This window comes from Halorubrum californiense DSM 19288 (assembly GCF_000336875.1).
GTDB classification, from domain to species: domain Archaea; phylum Halobacteriota; class Halobacteria; order Halobacteriales; family Haloferacaceae; genus Halorubrum; species Halorubrum californiense.
The window spans coordinates 227,626-244,208 of sequence record NZ_AOJK01000036.1; the positions used below are offsets into that span (position 1 = coordinate 227,626).

Here is a 16,583-nt window from a genome sequence, read left to right on the forward strand (position 1 = left end):
AGGGACAAGCGACGACCGGGACGGCGGCTCGCCGCCGATTCACTCGGTCGGATCGGTCGCTTCGCGGACCGAGTCGGTCGCCGTCTCCTCGGTCGAATCGTCGCTCGCGTCGTCGCCGCCCCCGGTCTCGCTCTCGCCGTCGTCGGCCGCGGTGTCGACCTTGCCATTGCGGTCCGTCTCCTCGCCTCCCGCGCTCTCGTCGTCCGCCCCTTCGCCTCCCGCACCCTCGTCGTCCTCCCCGTCGATTCCCGCGAACTCGGCGTCGAACGGGCTCGCGTCGTCCGCGACCTCGTCGAGCGACGGGGCGCCGATCCGGTCGCCGAACAGCTCCGACTGCGCGCAGTCGACGCAGTAGTGGTTGTGCCGGATCGAGTGGGTGCGGACCGGGACGCCGGCGACCACCGTCTCGTCGCGGCGTCGGCTGACGAGGCCGCGCTGGAACGCCTCGCCGCAGACGACGCAGGGCTCGTCGACGGACTCGGGCGGGCGGACGATCCGGTGGTCGACCGTCTTCTGCCGACCGAACTTCGTGATCCCGTGGCGGCGGTCGAGGCGCTGACGGACCGGCGGGGCCACGCCGAGGCCGAGCCCGGCGAACGCGAGCCCGATCAGCGCGGCCGGCGGGGACCCGCTCGTCGCCGCCATGACGCCGATCCAGCCGCCGATCAGCAACAGCAGCGCGGTCAGGACGTACGCGGTGGCGGTCTCCATCCGACCCGTGTCCTCGACGCTCGACGGGGCGCGGGCGGATGTCTCGTCGCCGCGGACGAGCCGCCGCCGTTCGGCCAGCTTGGAGTAGTGGTACCAGCCGTACAGCAGGTTCCCGAGCCCGCTGGTGAAGATGAAGAGAAGGATGTGGACGCCGACGGAGCCGATGCCGCGGTCGACGAGGACCACCCGGTCGCCGTCGTCCCGCTCGATGTCCCACCCGGCGTCGAGGTGGTCTTGGACCCGGCGCCGGAAGGCGCGCGAACTCTCTCGCGGGGTCGACGCTGAGCGCGACGGGGACGGGTCCCGGTCGTCCGAATCCTCGGTTGCGCGGCGCTCCCGCTCGGACGCAGCGGGGCCGCCGCCCGACCGCGACGCGCCGCAGTTCGAACAGAACCGGTCGTCATCGTCGAACGCCTCGCCGCACTCGGCGCAGTACGCGGCGTCGGTCGGGTCGCCGAGGTCGGCGCCGCAGTCGGGGCAGAAGCTCGCCCCGGCCGGCACCGTCTCGCCGCAGGCGGGGCAGGCGGCCGGCGGGCCGCCGGGGTCGCTGGTCTCGGAGGGCATCTGATCGTGGTTCGCGTTCGCGCCTGTTAATTGCTTTCGCCGACGGGCGACGGCTTCCGCGGCGTCGAGTTTTATTACTGTTCGCCGAGACGTGCGGAACGAACCATGGAACTCACCTGGCACGGCCACTCCACGTGGCACGTCGTCGTCGAGGACACGGAGCTGCTCATCGACCCGTTCTTCGACAATCCGAAGACCGACGCCGACCCCGCCGACTTCGACCCCGACTACCTCCTCCTGACCCACGGGCACGCCGACCACATCGGTGACGCGGCCGAATTCCCCGACGCGACCGTGGTCGCCACCCCGGAGCTGACCGCCTACGTCCAGGAGAACTTCGGCCTCGAGAACACCGTCCCGGCCGGTGGAATGAACATCGGCGGCACCGTCGAGTGCGGCGACGCGTGGGTGACGATGGTCCGCGCGGACCACTCGAACGGGATCGAGAACGACCCCGACTACGCCGGCGGGATGCCGACCGGCTTCGTCATCGGCGACAAGAAGCCGACACAGGAGTCGGACCCCGACTGTACCACGTTCTATCACGCCGGCGACACGGGCCTGATGTCCGAGATGGTCGACGTGATCGCCCCGTACCTCGAACCGGACGCCGCCGCCCTGCCCGCCGGCGACCACTTCACGATGGGTCCCGCGGGCGCCGGGATCGCCGCCGATTGGGTTGGCGCCGACGTCGTCTTCCCGATGCACTACGACTCGTTCGGGCCGATCGAGATCGAGACGCAGGAGTTCGTCAACGAGGTGAAGGCCGCCGGCGCCGCCGCGGAGCCGGTCGTCCTCGACGGCGACGAGACGTACACACTGGACTGACGGGCCGGACGCTGGCGACCGACGCCGGTGATTTCCACTTTTTCGACGCGTTCTCGACAGCCCGCCGAGGGGACCGGCGGCGAGCCGCCGCGCCCGCCGGCAGCGACGTTCCGTGCCGGCAGCCTTTAGCGGCGGGAGGACGAATCGGAGGTTGACTATGGCAGATATCGAGACGTCCACGGTTTCCGAGGAAGGGTACGCGAGCACCAGTCAGGTCGGCGAGTTCGACCTCCAGATCGACGCCACCGACGAGACGGGGCCGAACCCGAACGCGGCGCTCGTCGCGACGTACGCCTCCTGTTACCTCCCGGCGCTCCGCGTCGGCGGGAGCCAGCGCGGCGAGGAGGACCTCGGCACGATCCAGATCGACGCGAGCGCCGAGCTCGATGACGACGACGACCTCGAATCGATCGCCTTCGACGTCCACGTTGAGGCCGACCTCGACGACGAGACCGCCGCCGACATCGCCGAGCGCGCCGAGGGCATCTGTCACGTCCACAGCGCGCTCCGCGAGGGGCTCCACGCCGACGTCAGCGTCTACCCCGGCGCGTTCTGAGGTCCGACCCTCCCCGCCGACAGCTCGTTTTTTCGCGCTCGGTCGCGTTATCGCCCGTCCGGCTTAGTCCCGCGGCTCGGCCTCCTCGGCCGGCGGTTCGGCCCCCTCGACGGCCGCCGCTTCCTCCTCGGGGGCCGGATCCGGTGGGTCGACGCCGGTGAACTCGAACCGGGCGCCGCCGCGTTCGCCCTCCGTGACGTCGACCGTCCAGCCGTGCGCCTCGGCGATGCGCTGGACGATGGGGAGTCCGAATCCGGTACCCGTTTCGGAGGTGGTGTAGCCGCTCTCGAACACACGGTCCCGTTCGTCGGGGTCGATCCCGGGGCCGTCGTCCTCGACGTAGAAGCCGTCCGGGAGGTCGCCGACGGCCACGCGCTCGCCGCCGTGTTCGGCGGCGTTCCGGAACAGGTTCCCGAGTAGCTGCCGGACCCGGCCGGGGTCGGCACAGATCTCGCCGTCGGCCTCCACCGCGACTTCGATCGGCGCGGCGTCCGTCTCGGCGCCGCCCGAGTCGCCGCCGAACGGGTCCTCGTCGTCGGCCGACCCGAACGCGTCGTCGCTGTAGCGGGCGGCCAAGTCACCGAGGTGGACGGGCTCGAACGACCCGACGGCCTCGCCCTGCTTGGCGAGCGTCAACACGTCCTCGATCAGCCGCTCCATCTCGTCGAGCGCGCGCTCGCAGCGGTCGAAGTAGGAGTCGGCACCCGTCTCGCGGGCGAGCCGGAGGTAGCCGGAGAGGACGTTGAGCGGGTTCCGGAGGTCGTGCGAGACGATGCTCGCGAACTCGTCGAGCCGCTCGTTCTCCCGTTCGATGCGGCGCTCGTACGCCTTGCGCTCCGAGATGTCGCGGCTGCTCGCGAGGAATCTGTCCTCGCCCTGGACGTCGATCCGCCGGACGTGGACCTCGACGGGGAACGTCGAGCCGTCCGCGCGGACGAACGTCGTCTCTAGGCGGACCGTCTCGTCCATGTCCAGCCCGTCCCAGAGCCGTCTGCCCTCCTCCGGGCTGAGCTCCTGATCGACATCCCAGACGTCCATGCCGACGATCTCCTCGCGGTCGTACCCGAGCTCCTCCGTCATCGCCCGGTTGGCGTCGACGATCGCCCCCGCCTCGTCGTGGATGTCGATCATGTCCGGAGAGCGCTCGAACAGCGCCTCCAGCCGCGCCGAGGTGCGCTCAAGGCGCCGCTGGCGACGGCGCTCGTCGGTCACGTCGCGGGAGATGCCGAGTACCCCGTCGAACTCCCCGTCGATGACGAGCCGCGTCAGGCCGTAGTCCACGATGGCCGCGGGCTCTCGCGGCAGTTCGACTTCGACCGTCCCGGCCATCGAGTCGCGCTCGCCGTCGACGAGCGCAGCGAAGCGGTCCCCGTCGCCAGTCGCCCTGATACGGTCGACGAGGCGGCTCTCACGGTCGACGAGCGCCTCCGGGTCGGACTCAAGCACGTCTCCGGTGTGGTCGTTGGCGAGCGCGATTCGACCGTCCGCGTCGTAGATACAGACCGACTCGGGCAGCTCGTCGACAACGCGGCGGTACCGTTCGAGCTCCCGCTCGCGGGACTTCTCTTCGGTGATGTCGATGTGGATCCCGACGGCGCGGCACGGATCGCCGTCCTCGTCCCACTCAACGACGCGACCGCGGTCGCGGATCCACCGCCAGTCGTCCGTCTCCGTCCGCATTCGGTAGTCGCACTGGTAGAGGTCTATCTCGCCGGCGAAGTGCGCCTCGATGGCGCTCCAGGCGTCTCCGATGTCGTGCGGGTGAACGCGGTCCTCCCACGTCGACAGGTCGAACGCGAGATCGTCGGCGCTGTGCCCGATCATCTCCGCCCACTGCTCGTCGAACCGCACCTCGTCCGTCCGGACGTTCCAGTCCCAGACGCCGACGTCGGCCCCCTCGACGGCCAGCTGGAGCCGCTCGGAGAGCTCGCGGAGCTCGCGCTCCTGCTCCCGCTTCTCCGTCACGTCCCGGAAGTACAGCGCGACCCCGTCGGGCGTGGGGTAGGCGTTCACGACGAGGTCGGCACCGAGCCGGTCGACGTGTTCTTCGAAGCGCACCGGGTCGCCGGTCTCGGCGGCCTCGCGGAGGGCCCGCTCCCCGTCGGAACCGGACGTCCCGGGGAACAGGTCCCAGATCCGTTCCCCGAGCAGGTCCTCCGCGTCGAGGTCGATCACCTCGACCGCCCGGTCGTTGAGGTACGTCACCCGCCAGTCGGCGTCGACCTCGCAGTACGCGTCGGAGACTCGCTCCAAGTGTTCTTCGGCCCGACGCCCGTCTCCGGGGCTGGAGACCACGTCGTCGACGGCGTCCGCGAGCCGCGCGTACTGGTCGGACGTCTCGCCCCTGCGGAGATACTCGTCGACGCCGGCGGAGATCGCCTCGCTGGCGACGGCTTCGGACCCCGAAGCGGTGAACAGCACGAACGGGACGTCGCCGTGCCGCTCACGGACGGTTTCGAGCAGTTCGACCCCGTCGGATCCGGACAGGTCGTACGCCGAGACGACGCAGTCGTACGACGACGCGGACAGCGCGTCCAGCGCCGCCGCGCTCTCGACCGGTGTCGCCTCGATCCGGTCGTCGCGCGACTCCAACCGCGAGGCCGCCGCGTCCGCGAACCCCGACTCGCCGTCGACGACGAGAACGCTGACGAGCGAGCGCTCTCGCCCGCCAGTCGACCCCTCGGCGTCGGTCTCTCCGCTCATCTGATCTGGTGTTTCCTATCCGACATGATAACCGTTTCGTTCGGTTTTACCGAACGACCGTTGAAACGGCGATTCCGGAGCCGACGGGGAGAATCGCCGTCTCCACGGCGTCGTCGGAGCGGACCGTTCCCACGTACTCGCCGATGCCGCGCGTCTCCGCGTCCACCGCCTCGTCCGGAAGCGGTTCGCCCGCCTCGAAGTGCGCGACGAGGGTCTCGAAGTCGATGGGGCCGCGGGCGATGTTGTCGGCGACGATCACGCCCCCGGACCGGACCTTCGGCAGGACGGTCCGGTAGGCGTCGGCGTAGCGCCCCTTCTGGTGGTCGATAAGGACCACGTCGAAGGGGCCGTCGTAGCGGTCGATCGTCTCCATCGCGTCGCCGACCTCGAAGGTGACGCTGTCGGCGTAGCCGTGGTCCGCGGCGAACGCGACGCCGCGCTCGGCTTCCTCGGCGTCGAACTCGGTACAGACCACGCTCCCGGCGCCGCCGCGGAGGAACCACGTCGCGGAGTAGCCGAAGCCGGAGCCGAACTCGAAGACGCGGTCCGCGTCCGTCAGCCGGGCGAGCAGCCGGAGGACCGCGCCCGCCTCGGGCCCGATGATCGGGAACCCCCACTCGTCGGCGAGGTCGGCCATCTCGGCTTGGACCGCCGTGTGCTCCGGTGCCGTCGCGGCCAGGAACCGACGCGCGGGGTCTGTGAGCACGTCCATACGGCCGTGTTGAACGCGTGATACTTAAATCGGGTCGGCGGGCGCGACGCCGTCGCGCCGACGGCCGCGCGGGCCGCGTCCGCCCGCCCCTGAAAACTGTTAAGTCCCGTTCGGGCGACCGATTCGATAATGTACGACCCTGACGAACTCGCCGAGATCCGGGAGGCCAAGGAGTCGTGGGAGGCGGGCACCTACGGCGAGACGGTCGACCGGTTCGGCGAGCGCGAGGAGACGTTCACCACCGACACCGGCGGGCAGGAGGTCGACCCCCTCTACACCCCCGCCGACGTCGAGGTGGACTACCGCGAGGACCTCGGCTACCCGGGCGAGGAGCCGTACACGCGCGGCGTCTACTCGACGATGCACCGGGGGCGGCTGTGGACGATGCGCCAGTACGCCGGGATGGGCACCGCCGCGGAGACGAACGAGCGGTTCCGCTACCTCATCGACGAGGGCTCGTCGGGGCTGTCGATGGCGTTCGACCTCCCGACGCAGATGGGGTACGACTCCGACGCCGCGATGGCCGAGGGAGAGGTCGGTCGCTCCGGCGTCGCCATCGACACCCTCGACGACTTCGAGACGGTGTTCGACGGGATCCCGCTCGACGAGGTGTCCACGTCGATGACGATCAACGCCCCCGCCGGAGTGCTCCTCGCGATGTACGTCGCGATGGGCGACAAGCAGGGCGTCCCGCGGGAGCAGCTCCGGGGGACGATCCAGAACGACGTCATGAAAGAGTACATCGCGCGGAACCTCTACATCTACCCGCCGAAGCAGTCGATGCGGCTGATCACGGACATCTTCGAGTTCTGCGCGGCGGAGACGCCGAAGTTCAACACCATCTCCATCTCCGGGTACCACATCCGAGAGGCTGGCTCGACCGCGGCCCAAGAGATCGCCTTCACCCTCGGCGACGGCATCGAGTACGTTCAGGCCGCCCTCGACGCGGGCCTCGACGTCGACGAGTTCGCGCCCCAGCTCTCGTTCTTCTTCAACGCCCACAACAACATCTTCGAGGAGGCCGCGAAGTTCCGCGCCGCCCGCCGGATGTGGGCGCAGATCATGGAGGAGCGGTTCGACGCCCAGAACCCCAAGTCGAAGCAGCTGAAGTTCCACACCCAGACCGGGGGCTCGACGCTCACCGCCCAGCAGATCGAGAACAACGTCGTCCGCGTCTCCTATCAGGCGCTCGCGGCGGTCCTCGGCGGTACCCAGAGCCTCCACACCAACGGGAAAGACGAGGCGCTCGCGCTGCCGACCGAGAAGTCCGTCCGCACCGCGCTGCGCACCCAGCAGATCCTCGCCCACGAGTCGGGCGCGGCCGACACGATCGACCCGCTTGCGGGCTCGTACTACGTCGAGGACCTCACCGACGGGNCCCAGCAGATCCTCGCCCACGAGTCGGGCGCGGCCGACACGATCGACCCGCTTGCGGGCTCGTACTACGTCGAGGACCTCACCGACGGGATCGAGGAGGAGGCGTTCGAGATCATCGAGGAGGTCGACCGCCGCGGCGGGATGTTGGAGGCCGTCGAGAGCGGCTGGGTCCAGCGCCAGATCCAGGACGTCGCCTTCGAGCGCCAGCGAGAGATCGAGGAGGGCGAGCGGATCATCGTCGGCGTCAACGAGTTCGAGGTGGACGAGGAGCCGGAGATGGACTTGGAGGAGGTCGACCCCGATCAGGAGCAGAACCAGCGCGACCGGCTGAACGAGGTGAAGGCCGACCGCGACGACGACGCGGTCGACGACGCGCTCGCCGGACTGCGCGAGGCCGCGCAGGGGACCGAGAACGTGATGCCCCACATCGTCGACGCGGTGAAGGCGTACGCGACGGTCCAAGAGGTATCGGACGTCCTCCGCGACGAATTCGGGGAGTACAAGCCCGGACAGTAGGTCGGGGAGACGGTCGCTCGCGGCGCTCAGTTCGCGCCCCGGACGACGTGGCCGTACTTCAGGAGCGCGACGAACACCGCGCCGCCGAAGGCGTTCCCGACCGTCGCCAGCGCGAGGAACGCGACGTAGTCCATCGGAGAGATCGCCGAGGAGACGATCAGCCCGAACAGGACCTCGACGTTGCCCGCGATCGAGTGTGGGAGGTGGAGGAGGCCGATCGTGCCGGTAACGATCAACACGAGGAGGATCCGCGCGGTCGTGTCCTGCGCCGCCGCGACGAGCCACGCAAGCAGCCCCATGAGCCACCCGGCGAAGACGCCGCCGACGAACAGCCACGGGAGGTCGTGGTCGACGAGCTTCAGGGCGATGGTCTCGAACGAGGTCGGGTCGACGACGCCGAGTTCCGGCATCAGGAGCGTCACGAGCAGCGTGAACAGCAGCCCGCCGACGACGTTCCCCACGTACACCAGTCCCCAGAGCCGGCCGAGCTGGCGGACCGAGGCCTGCCGATCGATCACCGGGATGACCGCCAGCGTCGTGTGTTCGGTGAACAGCTCAGATCGCCCTACGATCACGAACATGAAGCCGACGGAGTAGACGGAGGCCAACAGGAGCTCCGTGGTGAGGTCGCCGTAGGTCCCCGGAGAGAGGGTCAACACGACGGCCATCATCAGCGGCCCGAACCCGATGTCGAGCCCGGCGGACAGCCCCGAGAGGAGGAGTCCGGACCGCTCGCGGTTCATCTCGTGGAGTCCGCTCTCCAGCAGCGAGTCGAGGATGCCCCGCGAGGTCATCTGCTCCGTCGAGCCGTCTGTCTGTGAGTCGCTCACGGGTGGGAGATGGCGAGGAGTACAGCCGGGACGTACCCAAACCTTGGGATAGGGGCAGGGCGACCGGGAACCGCTCGGTCATTATAAGTCGACGCCGCCGGAAGTGAACCCCATGCGCTTCGACCACGTCGGCGTCGCCACCCGCGACGCCACCGCCCTCGCCGACCTGTTCGGCGGCCTGCTCGACGCACCGGTCGCCCACGAGGAGACGTTCGACGACATGCGGATCGTCTTCCTCGAACTCGACGGCGGCGGGTACTTCGAGCTGCTCCAACCGGACGGCGGGGGACAGATCGCCGAGTACCTCGACCGCGAGGGGCCCGGGGTCCACCACGTCGCGCTCGCGGTCAACGACCTGCCGGCCGCGCTCGACCACGCGCGCGACCTCGGCATCGACCTCGTCGACGAGGAGCCGCGCCCCGGGGCGTGGGGCCACGAGGTCGCGTTCTGCCACCCGCGGTCGACGGGCGGCGTGCTCGTCGAGTTCGTCGAGCACTGAAAACCGTCACCGCCGGATATCACGCCTCGGCGAGGCCGCAGCCGCGGTCTACTCTTCGGCCTCGACCGCCGGGTCGTGCGTCTCGTACCAGCCGAGGATCTTCTCCAACCGGTGGATGGCGCGGTCCGGGTCGCCGATGTTGTGGTGTTCGTCCGGGTAGACCACCAGTTCGGCGTCGATACCCTGCTTGCGGGCGGCGACGTACAGCTGCTCCGACTGCGAGGGCGGACATCGCCAGTCCTCGCCGCCGGCCATCACGAGCAGCGGCGTCTCGATGTTCCCGGCGTCCAACACCGCCGTCGACGAGTCGTACGCCTCGGGGTTCTCCCACGGGAGGCCGAACTCGGCCTCCAGCCAGACGTGGGTGTCGTCCGTGCCGAACGCCGACCGGAGGTCGTAGATCCCGTGTTCCGGCGCCGCCGCCGTGAACAGGTCGGGCTCCTGCGTGACGAGGAACCCCTGCGCGATGCCGCCGTACGAGAACCCGTGGCCGAAGACGCGGTCGGGGTCGACCCAGCCGCGGTCCGCGAGCGACTCGACGCCCGCCGCGATGTCGTCGACCTCGGCGGTCCCCCACTCTCCCGTCAGTTCGGCGGTGAACTCGCGGCCGCGCGAGGTCCCGCCGCGGTAGTTCGGGCGGAAGACGAGGTAGCCCCGGCTCGTCAGGGCGGCGTGTCCGAAGGAGAACACCGGCTCGTCGTACGACATCGGGCCGCCGTGGATCGCCACCACGAGCGGGTGGTCGCCGTCCGCGGGGTCCACGTCGGGGTCGTGGTAGAGCACGCCGTCGAGCGTCCAGCCGTCGGACTCCCACTCGACGCGCTCGGCGGCCGGCATCGCGAACTCGTCGACGAGCGACTCGTTGACGCGGGTGAGTCGGCGGAGGGAGTCGGCTTCGGTGCTGGCGTCGAGGTCGGCGACGTCGACCGCGTACAGATCGGTCCCGCTCTCCGGCTCCGAGAGGACCATCACAGCGGTCGACCCGTCGTCGGCGACGTCGAACCCGGCCATCGCGCGGTCGCGGCCCTGCGCCTCGAAGACGCGCTCGGCGGCACCGTCGGTCTCGACGCGGACCAGCCGCGTGTGGCTCTCGTCCGCGATCCGAGTGTAGATGTCGCCGTCGACCCACTCGATCTCCCCGCCGCGCGCGACCGTCCGGTCGAGGTCGGCGGTGAGCGAGGCGGGGTCGTCGTCGGAGTCCGTTCCGATCAGATACACCTCCGCCGGCGCGGGCGGGTCGTCCGGGTCGCTGGCGACCGTCGCGATCCCGTCGCCGTCCGGGTGCCACGCGAGCGCGCCGTGAGAGAGGTCCCCGCCCGTGAGCCGCTCCGCGTCGCCGCCGTCGGGCGGGACGGCGTAGCAGTCGCGGACGGTGGTGTCGTCGGGGCGGTCGAGCCGGCAGGACGTGAACGCGATCCGGTCGTCCGGTCCCCACGTCGGCTCCATGCCGGCGAGGTCCTCGAATGCGCCGCCGCCGTACGCGTCGTCGAGCCGCCGGGGATCGCTCTCGGGGTCGTCGAGTTCGACGACGAAGAGGTACCGCGTCACGTCGTCGGTCCACCCCGCGCCGTTCACCTTGTGCTGGAGCCGGGTCGTCTCGATGGGGCCTCCCTCCTCGCGCACCTGGTCGAGGTACGCCGACTCCTCGTCGGTCGGGTCGCGCGACTCGATCACCAGCCGGTCCCCGTCGGGCGACCAGTCGAAGCCGGCGACCCCCTCGTCGCGCTCGGTGACCTGCCGCGCGTCGCCGCCCAGGGCGAGGTCGAAGATCCACACCTGCGGTTTGGGCTCCTCGTCGCCGTTTCCGAGGGGATCGTCGTCGTCTTCGTCCCCTTCTTCACCCTCGGCGTCCTCCGCTGCCTCGTCGTCGCCTTCCTCGTTCTCGTCGTCGCGGTCGCGCCAACCGACCCGCTTCTCGGCGTCGCGGTCGCGGGCGGCCACGAACGCGAGGCGGTCGCCGTCCGGCCCCCACGTCGGCGCGGAGGCGCCCGACGCGCTCGTCAGGCGGTGCGGCTCGCGGGAGCCGTCGGTCGGGGCGACGAACAGCGAGGAGACCGCCTCGTCGGCGGCCTGGTCGTACTCGGTCGCGGTGAAGGCGACGCGGTCGCCGGTCGGGGAGACGGCGACCTCGCCGATCTGGGTCAGGCCGTAGTACGCGTCGAGCGGCAGTTCCGACATGAACGCACCCAGCGGCGGGCGCAGCAAATACGTTCGGGCCGCGGAACCTCGGCGGCGTGCGACCCGCTGGTGTCGCGCGCACAGCGACGACGTGCGACCCGCTGGTGTCGCGCGCACAGTGGCGGCGTGCGACCGACTTAACCGCGCCGCGGTCCGACCGCCGGTCGTGTTCCGCGACCTCTCGCGACCGATCGAGACGGGGATGCCGACCTACCCGGGCGACCCCGACGTGACGCTCGCGCCCGACGCGACCCACGAGGCCGACGGCTACGCGACGAGCGAACTCCGGACCGGCACCCACGCGGGAACGCACGTCGACGCGCCGAGGCACACGCTCCCGGACGGGGAGGCGCTCGACGACCGTGCTGTCGGCCGATTCGCGTTCGACGCACGGCTCGTGGATCTCCGAGCGCTGAAGCCGCGGGAAGCGATCGGGCCCGACGCGCTGCCCGAGCCGAGCGACCTCGACCCCGGTGTCGACCTCCTCGTTCTCCGGACCGGGTGGGCGTCCCACTGGGGCGACGACCGATACCGCGACCACCCGTATCTCACCGCGGCGGCCGCCGAGCGCTGCCGGGCGGCGGGCGTCGGGGTCGGCCTCGACACCTTCGGGCCGGATCCGACGCCCGCGGCCGACTCCCTCGAACACCCCGCTGACGAACCCGACGGCACCCCCGCCCACGACGCGCTCTTGAGCGACTCGCTTCCGATCGTCGAGAACCTCCGCGGGCTCGACGGCCTCCCCGATCGCTTCCGGCTGTACGCCTTCCCGCTCCGGCTCCGCGACGCCGACGGCTCGCCGGTGCGCGCGGTCGCCGAATGGGAAGACTGAGGGGGCGACGAGCAGCCGCCGGCGGACCGCCGCGCGTGCCGGCTCGCGGGCGCCCCAGACCAAACCCGTTTTAAGCGTCGGCGACGAACCGCGATTCAAGGTCGATATCCATGGAAATGCCACGCCGCTTCAACACGTACTGTCCCCACTGTGACTCCCACCACGAGCACGAGGTGGAGAAAGTTCGATCGGGTCGCGCGACCGGAATGAAGCGCGACGCGCGGCAGCGACGCCGCGCGCTCGCGACCATCGGCAACGCCGGCGGGTACTCGAAGGTGCCCGGTGGCGACAAGCCGACCAAGAAGACCCACCTGAAGTACCGCTGCGGCGACTGCGGGAAGGCCCACATGCGCGAGGGATGGCGCGCCGGCCGTCTCACGTTCCAAGAGTAATCATGGCGGGAGACTTCCACCGCGTCGCCTGCGGCGACTGCGAGAACGAACAGGTCGTCTTCGGCAAGGCCTCCTCGACGGTGTCGTGTGCGGTCTGCGGCACGACCCTCGCGACCCCGACCGGCGGGGAGGCGGAGCTTCACGGCGAAATCGTCGAAACCGTTGAGGCGCGGTAACCGCCTCACCGTTCCGTCATGAAGTACAGCGGCTGGCCCGAACCCGGCGAGTTGGTGGTCGGCGACGTCGACGAGATCGCCGACTTCGGCGTCTTCGTCGACCTCGACGAGTACGAGGAGAAGCGCGGCCTCTGTCATATCAGCGAGGTCGCCTCCGGTTGGATCAAGAACGTCCGCGACCACGTCCGCGAGGGACAGACGGTCGTCGCGAAGGTGCTGGAGGTCGACAAGTCGTCGAACCAGATCGACCTCTCGATCAAAGACGTCAACGAACACCAGCGCAAGGAGACGATTCAGGACTGGAAGAACGCCCAGAAGGCCGACAACTGGATGCTCATCGCGCTCGGCGAGGACGTCGACGACGACCGCTACACAGCGGTCGCGAACGCGCTCCTCGCGGAGTACGAGAGCCTCTACGACGCCTTCGAGTCGGCCGCGATCAGCGGCGACGAGGCGCTCGACGACGTCGACGTCGACGACGACACCGCCGACGCGGTCGTCACCGCCGCCCGCGACAACGTCTCCGTCCCGTACGTCGACGTGACGGGATACGTCGACCTCGAGTCGGCGGCCCCGGACGGCGTCGACGACGTGCGCGACGCGCTCGCCGCCGCCGAGGGGAACGGCGAGGTCCCGGACGGCGTCGAACTCGACGTCGGCTACGTCGGCTCGCCCGAGTACCGGATCAAGGTCCGCGCGCCGGACTACAAGACGGCGGAGTCGCAGCTCGAAACCGCCGCCGAGCGCGCCCGCGAGTCGATCGAGGCCGCCGGCGGCGTCGGCGAGTTTCACCGCGAGCGCCGCGAAGACGACGAGTAACCGCGAGCCGTTCGACCCGCGATCCTTTTACCGTGAAATCAGATATCCGCGTCTGTGCGAACTGGGAGACCGCTCACGACCGACCGGTGTACGCGCTCGGCGACCGCTGTCCGGCGTGCGACGGCCCCACCGAGAACAGCGCGCCGGCCCCGTTCGGCCCGGAGGATCCCCACGGCGAGTACCGCCGTCGGGCGCGGCGGCGCGACTCGGAGTGAGGTACCGACCTGCCGGCCGCGCCGGTGGCGTCGTTGTCGGGTGCCGATCGTCCACGCGAGCCGCCGGAATAGCCACGCTCTTGTGACCGCCGCCCGGACGGACGGGATATGGAGGACATCGAGATCGACGAGGTCGCGACGCCGGAGCTGGACGACCCGGTGTTGATCGAGGGGTTGCCGGGCGTCGGCCACGTGGGGAAACTGGCGGCCGAACACCTGTTGGAGGAGTTCGACGGGGAGTTGGTCCGGCGGGTGTACGCCACGGAGTTCCCGCCGCAGGTGAGCGTCGACGACGAGGGGGTCGCGGAGCTGACCTGCGCCGAGTTCCACGCCGTCGAGACCGACGGCGCCGACCTGCTCGTGTTGACGGGCGACCACCAGGCCGGGTCGAACGAGGGCCACTACCGGCTCACCTCGACGTTCCTCGACGTGGCCGAGGAGTTCGGCGCCGAGCGCGCGTTCGCGCTGGGCGGCGTCCCGACCGGTGAACTCGTCGAGGAGTACACCGTCCTCGGCGCGGTCTCCGACGGGGCCCTCGTCGACGACCTCGAAGACGCCGGCGTGGAGTTCCGCGCGGACGAGCCGGCCGGCGGCATCGTCGGCGTCTCCGGGCTCGTGCTCGGTCTCGGCGGCCGCCGCGGCTTCGACGCCGCCTGCCTGATGGGCGAGACGAGCGGCTACCTCGTCGACCCGAAGAGCGCGCGCGCCGTGCTGGAGACGCTGGAGGCCGTCCTCGACATGTCCGTCGACTACGAGAGCCTAGAGGACCGCGCCGAGGAGATGGAAGAGGTCGTCGGCAAGATCCGCGAGATGCAGGAGGGGCCCGCCGTGCCGGACGACGACCTCCGGTACATCGGCTGACGCGTCCGCGTCAGCCGGATTCGGTTCGTTCTCTCCGTGACGGCTCACTTCGATCGGGCGACCGGGACCCCCGCTTTCGGCAGAGCTAAACCGCATCCCCGATCATCGTTCCTGTATGTCTGAGGTACGCGTCGCCGGTGTCGGGCTCACACCCTTCGGCAGCCATCCGGAGCGGACCGGCCGCGACCTGTTCGCGGAGGCCGCGCTCCGGGCGTTCGAGGACGCCGCCGTGTCTCGCGCCGACGTCAAGGAGCTGAACTACGGAAACTTCATGGGCGCGCTCGCGGAGCACCAGGGCCACCAAGCGCCGCTGATGGCCGAGGCCGCCGGGGTCCGCTGTCCGGCGACGCGCTACGAGTCGGCGTGCGCGTCGGCCGGCGTCGCGGTCCGCGAGGCGGTCCGAACGGTGGCGGCGGGCGACGCCGACGTGGTCCTCGCGGGCGGCATGGAACGCATGACGAACCTCCCGACAGACGAGGTGACTGAGGGGCTCGCCATCGCGGCCGACGATCTGTTCGAGGTCCGGGCGGGCGTGACGTTCCCGGGCGCGTACGCCCTGATGGCGAACGCGTACTTCGACGCCTACGGCGGGAGCCGCGAGGACCTCGCGCACATCGCGTCGAAGAACCACGCCAACGCGATGCCGAACGAGTACGCACAGTACCACAGGGAGGTCTCCGTCGCGGAGGCGATGGACGCCCCGCCGGTCGCGGAGCCGCTCCACCTCTACGACGCCTGTCCGATCACCGACGGCGCGAGCGCGCTCGTGCTGGTCTCCGAGGAGTACGCGGCCGAACACGACCTCGACGCGCCGGTCGCGGTGACCGGAACCGGACAGGGGACCGACCGGATGGCGCTCGGCGACCGCGAGCACCTCGCGCGGACGCCCGCCGCGGACGACGCGGCCGACGCCGCCTACGCCGACGCCGGCGTCGAGGCCGCCGACGTCGACGTCGCGGAGGTCCACGACTGCTTCACCATCGCCGAGGTGCTGGCGCTGGAGTCGCTCGGGCTGTTCGAGCCGGGCGAGGGTATCTCGGCGGCCCGCGAGGGGATCACGACCGCCGACGGCGACCTCCCGGTGAACCTCTCCGGCGGCCTGAAGGCGAAGGGGCACCCGGTCGGCGCGACGGGCGGCTCGCAGATCGCGGAGCTGACCCGCCTCCTCCGCGGCGACCACCCCAACAGCGACCGCGTCCCGGACGCCGAGGTCGGCGTCGCCCACAACGCGGGCGGCACGGTCGCCAGCGCCGTCGTCCACGTGCTGGAGGTGGCGGAATGAGCGACGCCGACCCGGCGGATGCCTCCCCAGCGACGGACCGCGACTACGCCGAGTGGCTCGACGCGTTCGCCGACGGCGGGGGGTTCGCCTTGGTCTGCCCGGACGGCCACGGTTCGCTCCCCCCGCGGCGGGTGTGTGCCGAGTGCGGCTCGACGGACCTCTCGCGGGAACCCCTCGACGAAATGGGAACTGTCGAGACGTACAGCGTCGTCCACGTCCCGTCGCCGCGCTTCGCGGACGACGCGCCGTACGCGACCGCGGTGGTCGACTTCGGCCCGACGCGGCTGACGGGGATCGTCCGCGACGGCGGTGCGGACGGCGACGCGCCGGCTGTCGAAATCGGCGACGCGGTCGCGGTCGACGTCGGCGAGCGCGTCACCGACGGCGAGCGCCTCGTCGTCTTCCGGCCCGCGGGCGAGAGCTGAGCGCGGCGGCCGACCGACCGCCTCGGCGAGTCGAAACGGATCCGGTCTGCGGAAGCGTCCCGATGATGGGAATGTCAGCGCCAAAACCGTTATATTCGGGTCGTCGG

The 16,583-nt window shown here is 70.6% G+C and carries 17 protein-coding genes; 12 read left to right on the plus strand and 5 right to left on the minus strand.

Features of this window, described 5'->3' with window-relative positions; genetic code table 11:
• Nucleotides 1–39: 39 nt before the first annotated feature.
• On the minus strand, nucleotides 40–1,275 hold the full coding sequence (locus C463_RS07800) for a zinc-ribbon domain-containing protein (protein WP_008442570.1): 1,236 nt from the start codon (nucleotides 1,273–1,275) through the stop codon (nucleotides 40–42).
• Nucleotides 1,276–1,380: 105 nt separating this feature from the next.
• Between C463_RS07800 and C463_RS07805 the strand changes: the two genes are divergently transcribed.
• Both C463_RS07805 and C463_RS07810 read left to right on the plus strand, forming a co-directional pair.
• Nucleotides 1,381–2,103: a metal-dependent hydrolase gene (locus C463_RS07805; protein WP_008442571.1), complete on the plus strand. Its 723-nt coding sequence runs from the start codon at nucleotides 1,381–1,383 to the stop codon at nucleotides 2,101–2,103.
• 157 nt (nucleotides 2,104–2,260) lie between these two features.
• Nucleotides 2,261–2,659, plus strand: a complete 399-nt coding sequence (locus tag C463_RS07810; RefSeq protein WP_008442572.1) for an OsmC family protein — start codon at nucleotides 2,261–2,263, stop codon at nucleotides 2,657–2,659.
• A 63-nt stretch (nucleotides 2,660–2,722) separates the two neighbouring features.
• On the opposite strand, the gene C463_RS07815 is transcribed toward C463_RS07810, so the two are convergent.
• Together C463_RS07815 and C463_RS07820 are read right to left on the minus strand one after the other, a co-directional pair.
• Entirely contained in the window at nucleotides 2,723–5,362 is a 2,640-nt protein-coding gene (locus tag C463_RS07815) for a PAS domain S-box protein (protein ID WP_008442573.1), read from the minus strand.
• Nucleotides 5,363–5,408: 46 nt separating this feature from the next.
• The gene (locus C463_RS07820; protein ID WP_008442574.1) at nucleotides 5,409–6,074 is read right to left on the minus strand and encodes an O-methyltransferase; all 666 of its coding nucleotides are present in this window, start codon (nucleotides 6,072–6,074) and stop codon (nucleotides 5,409–5,411) included.
• Nucleotides 6,075–6,203: 129 nt separating this feature from the next.
• On the opposite strand from C463_RS07820, the gene C463_RS07825 reads away from it, so the two are divergent.
• Nucleotides 6,204–7,967, plus strand: coding sequence for an acyl-CoA mutase large subunit family protein (locus tag C463_RS07825; protein WP_008442575.1), 1,764 nt, complete (start codon nucleotides 6,204–6,206; stop codon nucleotides 7,965–7,967).
• A gap of 26 nt (nucleotides 7,968–7,993) precedes the next feature.
• Here C463_RS07825 and C463_RS07830 read toward each other — a convergent pair whose 3' ends face one another.
• Complete coding sequence (locus C463_RS07830) at nucleotides 7,994–8,797, minus strand: formate/nitrite transporter family protein (protein WP_049905676.1); 804 nt, start codon at nucleotides 8,795–8,797, stop codon at nucleotides 7,994–7,996.
• A gap of 112 nt (nucleotides 8,798–8,909) precedes the next feature.
• Between C463_RS07830 and mce the strand changes: the two genes are divergently transcribed.
• The gene (gene mce / locus C463_RS07835; protein ID WP_008442583.1) at nucleotides 8,910–9,296 is read left to right on the plus strand and encodes a methylmalonyl-CoA epimerase; all 387 of its coding nucleotides are present in this window, start codon (nucleotides 8,910–8,912) and stop codon (nucleotides 9,294–9,296) included.
• Between the two features lie 48 nt (nucleotides 9,297–9,344).
• Here mce and C463_RS07840 read toward each other — a convergent pair whose 3' ends face one another.
• The gene (locus C463_RS07840; RefSeq protein WP_008442586.1) at nucleotides 9,345–11,474 is read right to left on the minus strand and encodes a S9 family peptidase; all 2,130 of its coding nucleotides are present in this window, start codon (nucleotides 11,472–11,474) and stop codon (nucleotides 9,345–9,347) included.
• A 166-nt stretch (nucleotides 11,475–11,640) separates the two neighbouring features.
• Between C463_RS07840 and C463_RS07845 the strand changes: the two genes are divergently transcribed.
• The 8 genes from C463_RS07845 to C463_RS07880 all read left to right on the plus strand — a co-directional run bounded on the left by C463_RS07845 (nucleotide 11,641) and on the right by C463_RS07880 (nucleotide 16,476).
• Nucleotides 11,641–12,306, plus strand: a complete 666-nt coding sequence (locus C463_RS07845; RefSeq protein WP_049905678.1) for a cyclase family protein — start codon at nucleotides 11,641–11,643, stop codon at nucleotides 12,304–12,306.
• 110 nt (nucleotides 12,307–12,416) lie between these two features.
• Complete coding sequence (locus tag C463_RS07850; protein WP_004595867.1) at nucleotides 12,417–12,698, plus strand: 50S ribosomal protein L44e; 282 nt, start codon at nucleotides 12,417–12,419, stop codon at nucleotides 12,696–12,698.
• A gap of 2 nt (nucleotides 12,699–12,700) precedes the next feature.
• The gene (locus C463_RS07855) at nucleotides 12,701–12,874 is read left to right on the plus strand and encodes a 30S ribosomal protein S27e (protein WP_004595868.1); all 174 of its coding nucleotides are present in this window, start codon (nucleotides 12,701–12,703) and stop codon (nucleotides 12,872–12,874) included.
• Between the two features lie 18 nt (nucleotides 12,875–12,892).
• A complete protein-coding gene (locus tag C463_RS07860; protein ID WP_008442588.1) occupies nucleotides 12,893–13,693 on the plus strand; it encodes a translation initiation factor IF-2 subunit alpha in 801 nt (266 codons plus the stop codon).
• 32 nt (nucleotides 13,694–13,725) lie between these two features.
• Complete coding sequence (locus tag C463_RS07865) at nucleotides 13,726–13,908, plus strand: RNA-protein complex protein Nop10 (protein ID WP_008442589.1); 183 nt, start codon at nucleotides 13,726–13,728, stop codon at nucleotides 13,906–13,908.
• A 108-nt stretch (nucleotides 13,909–14,016) separates the two neighbouring features.
• A complete protein-coding gene (locus C463_RS07870) occupies nucleotides 14,017–14,769 on the plus strand; it encodes a proteasome assembly chaperone family protein (protein ID WP_008442590.1) in 753 nt (250 codons plus the stop codon).
• Between the two features lie 115 nt (nucleotides 14,770–14,884).
• Nucleotides 14,885–16,051 (plus strand): thiolase domain-containing protein, encoded by a 1,167-nt coding sequence (locus C463_RS07875; protein WP_008442591.1) that lies wholly within the window; start codon nucleotides 14,885–14,887, stop codon nucleotides 16,049–16,051.
• On the plus strand, nucleotides 16,048–16,476 hold the full coding sequence (locus C463_RS07880; RefSeq protein WP_008442593.1) for a Zn-ribbon domain-containing OB-fold protein: 429 nt from the start codon (nucleotides 16,048–16,050) through the stop codon (nucleotides 16,474–16,476). Before C463_RS07875 ends, C463_RS07880 begins: the two co-directional genes overlap by 4 nt.
• The last annotated feature ends 107 nt before the right edge of the window (nucleotides 16,477–16,583 follow it).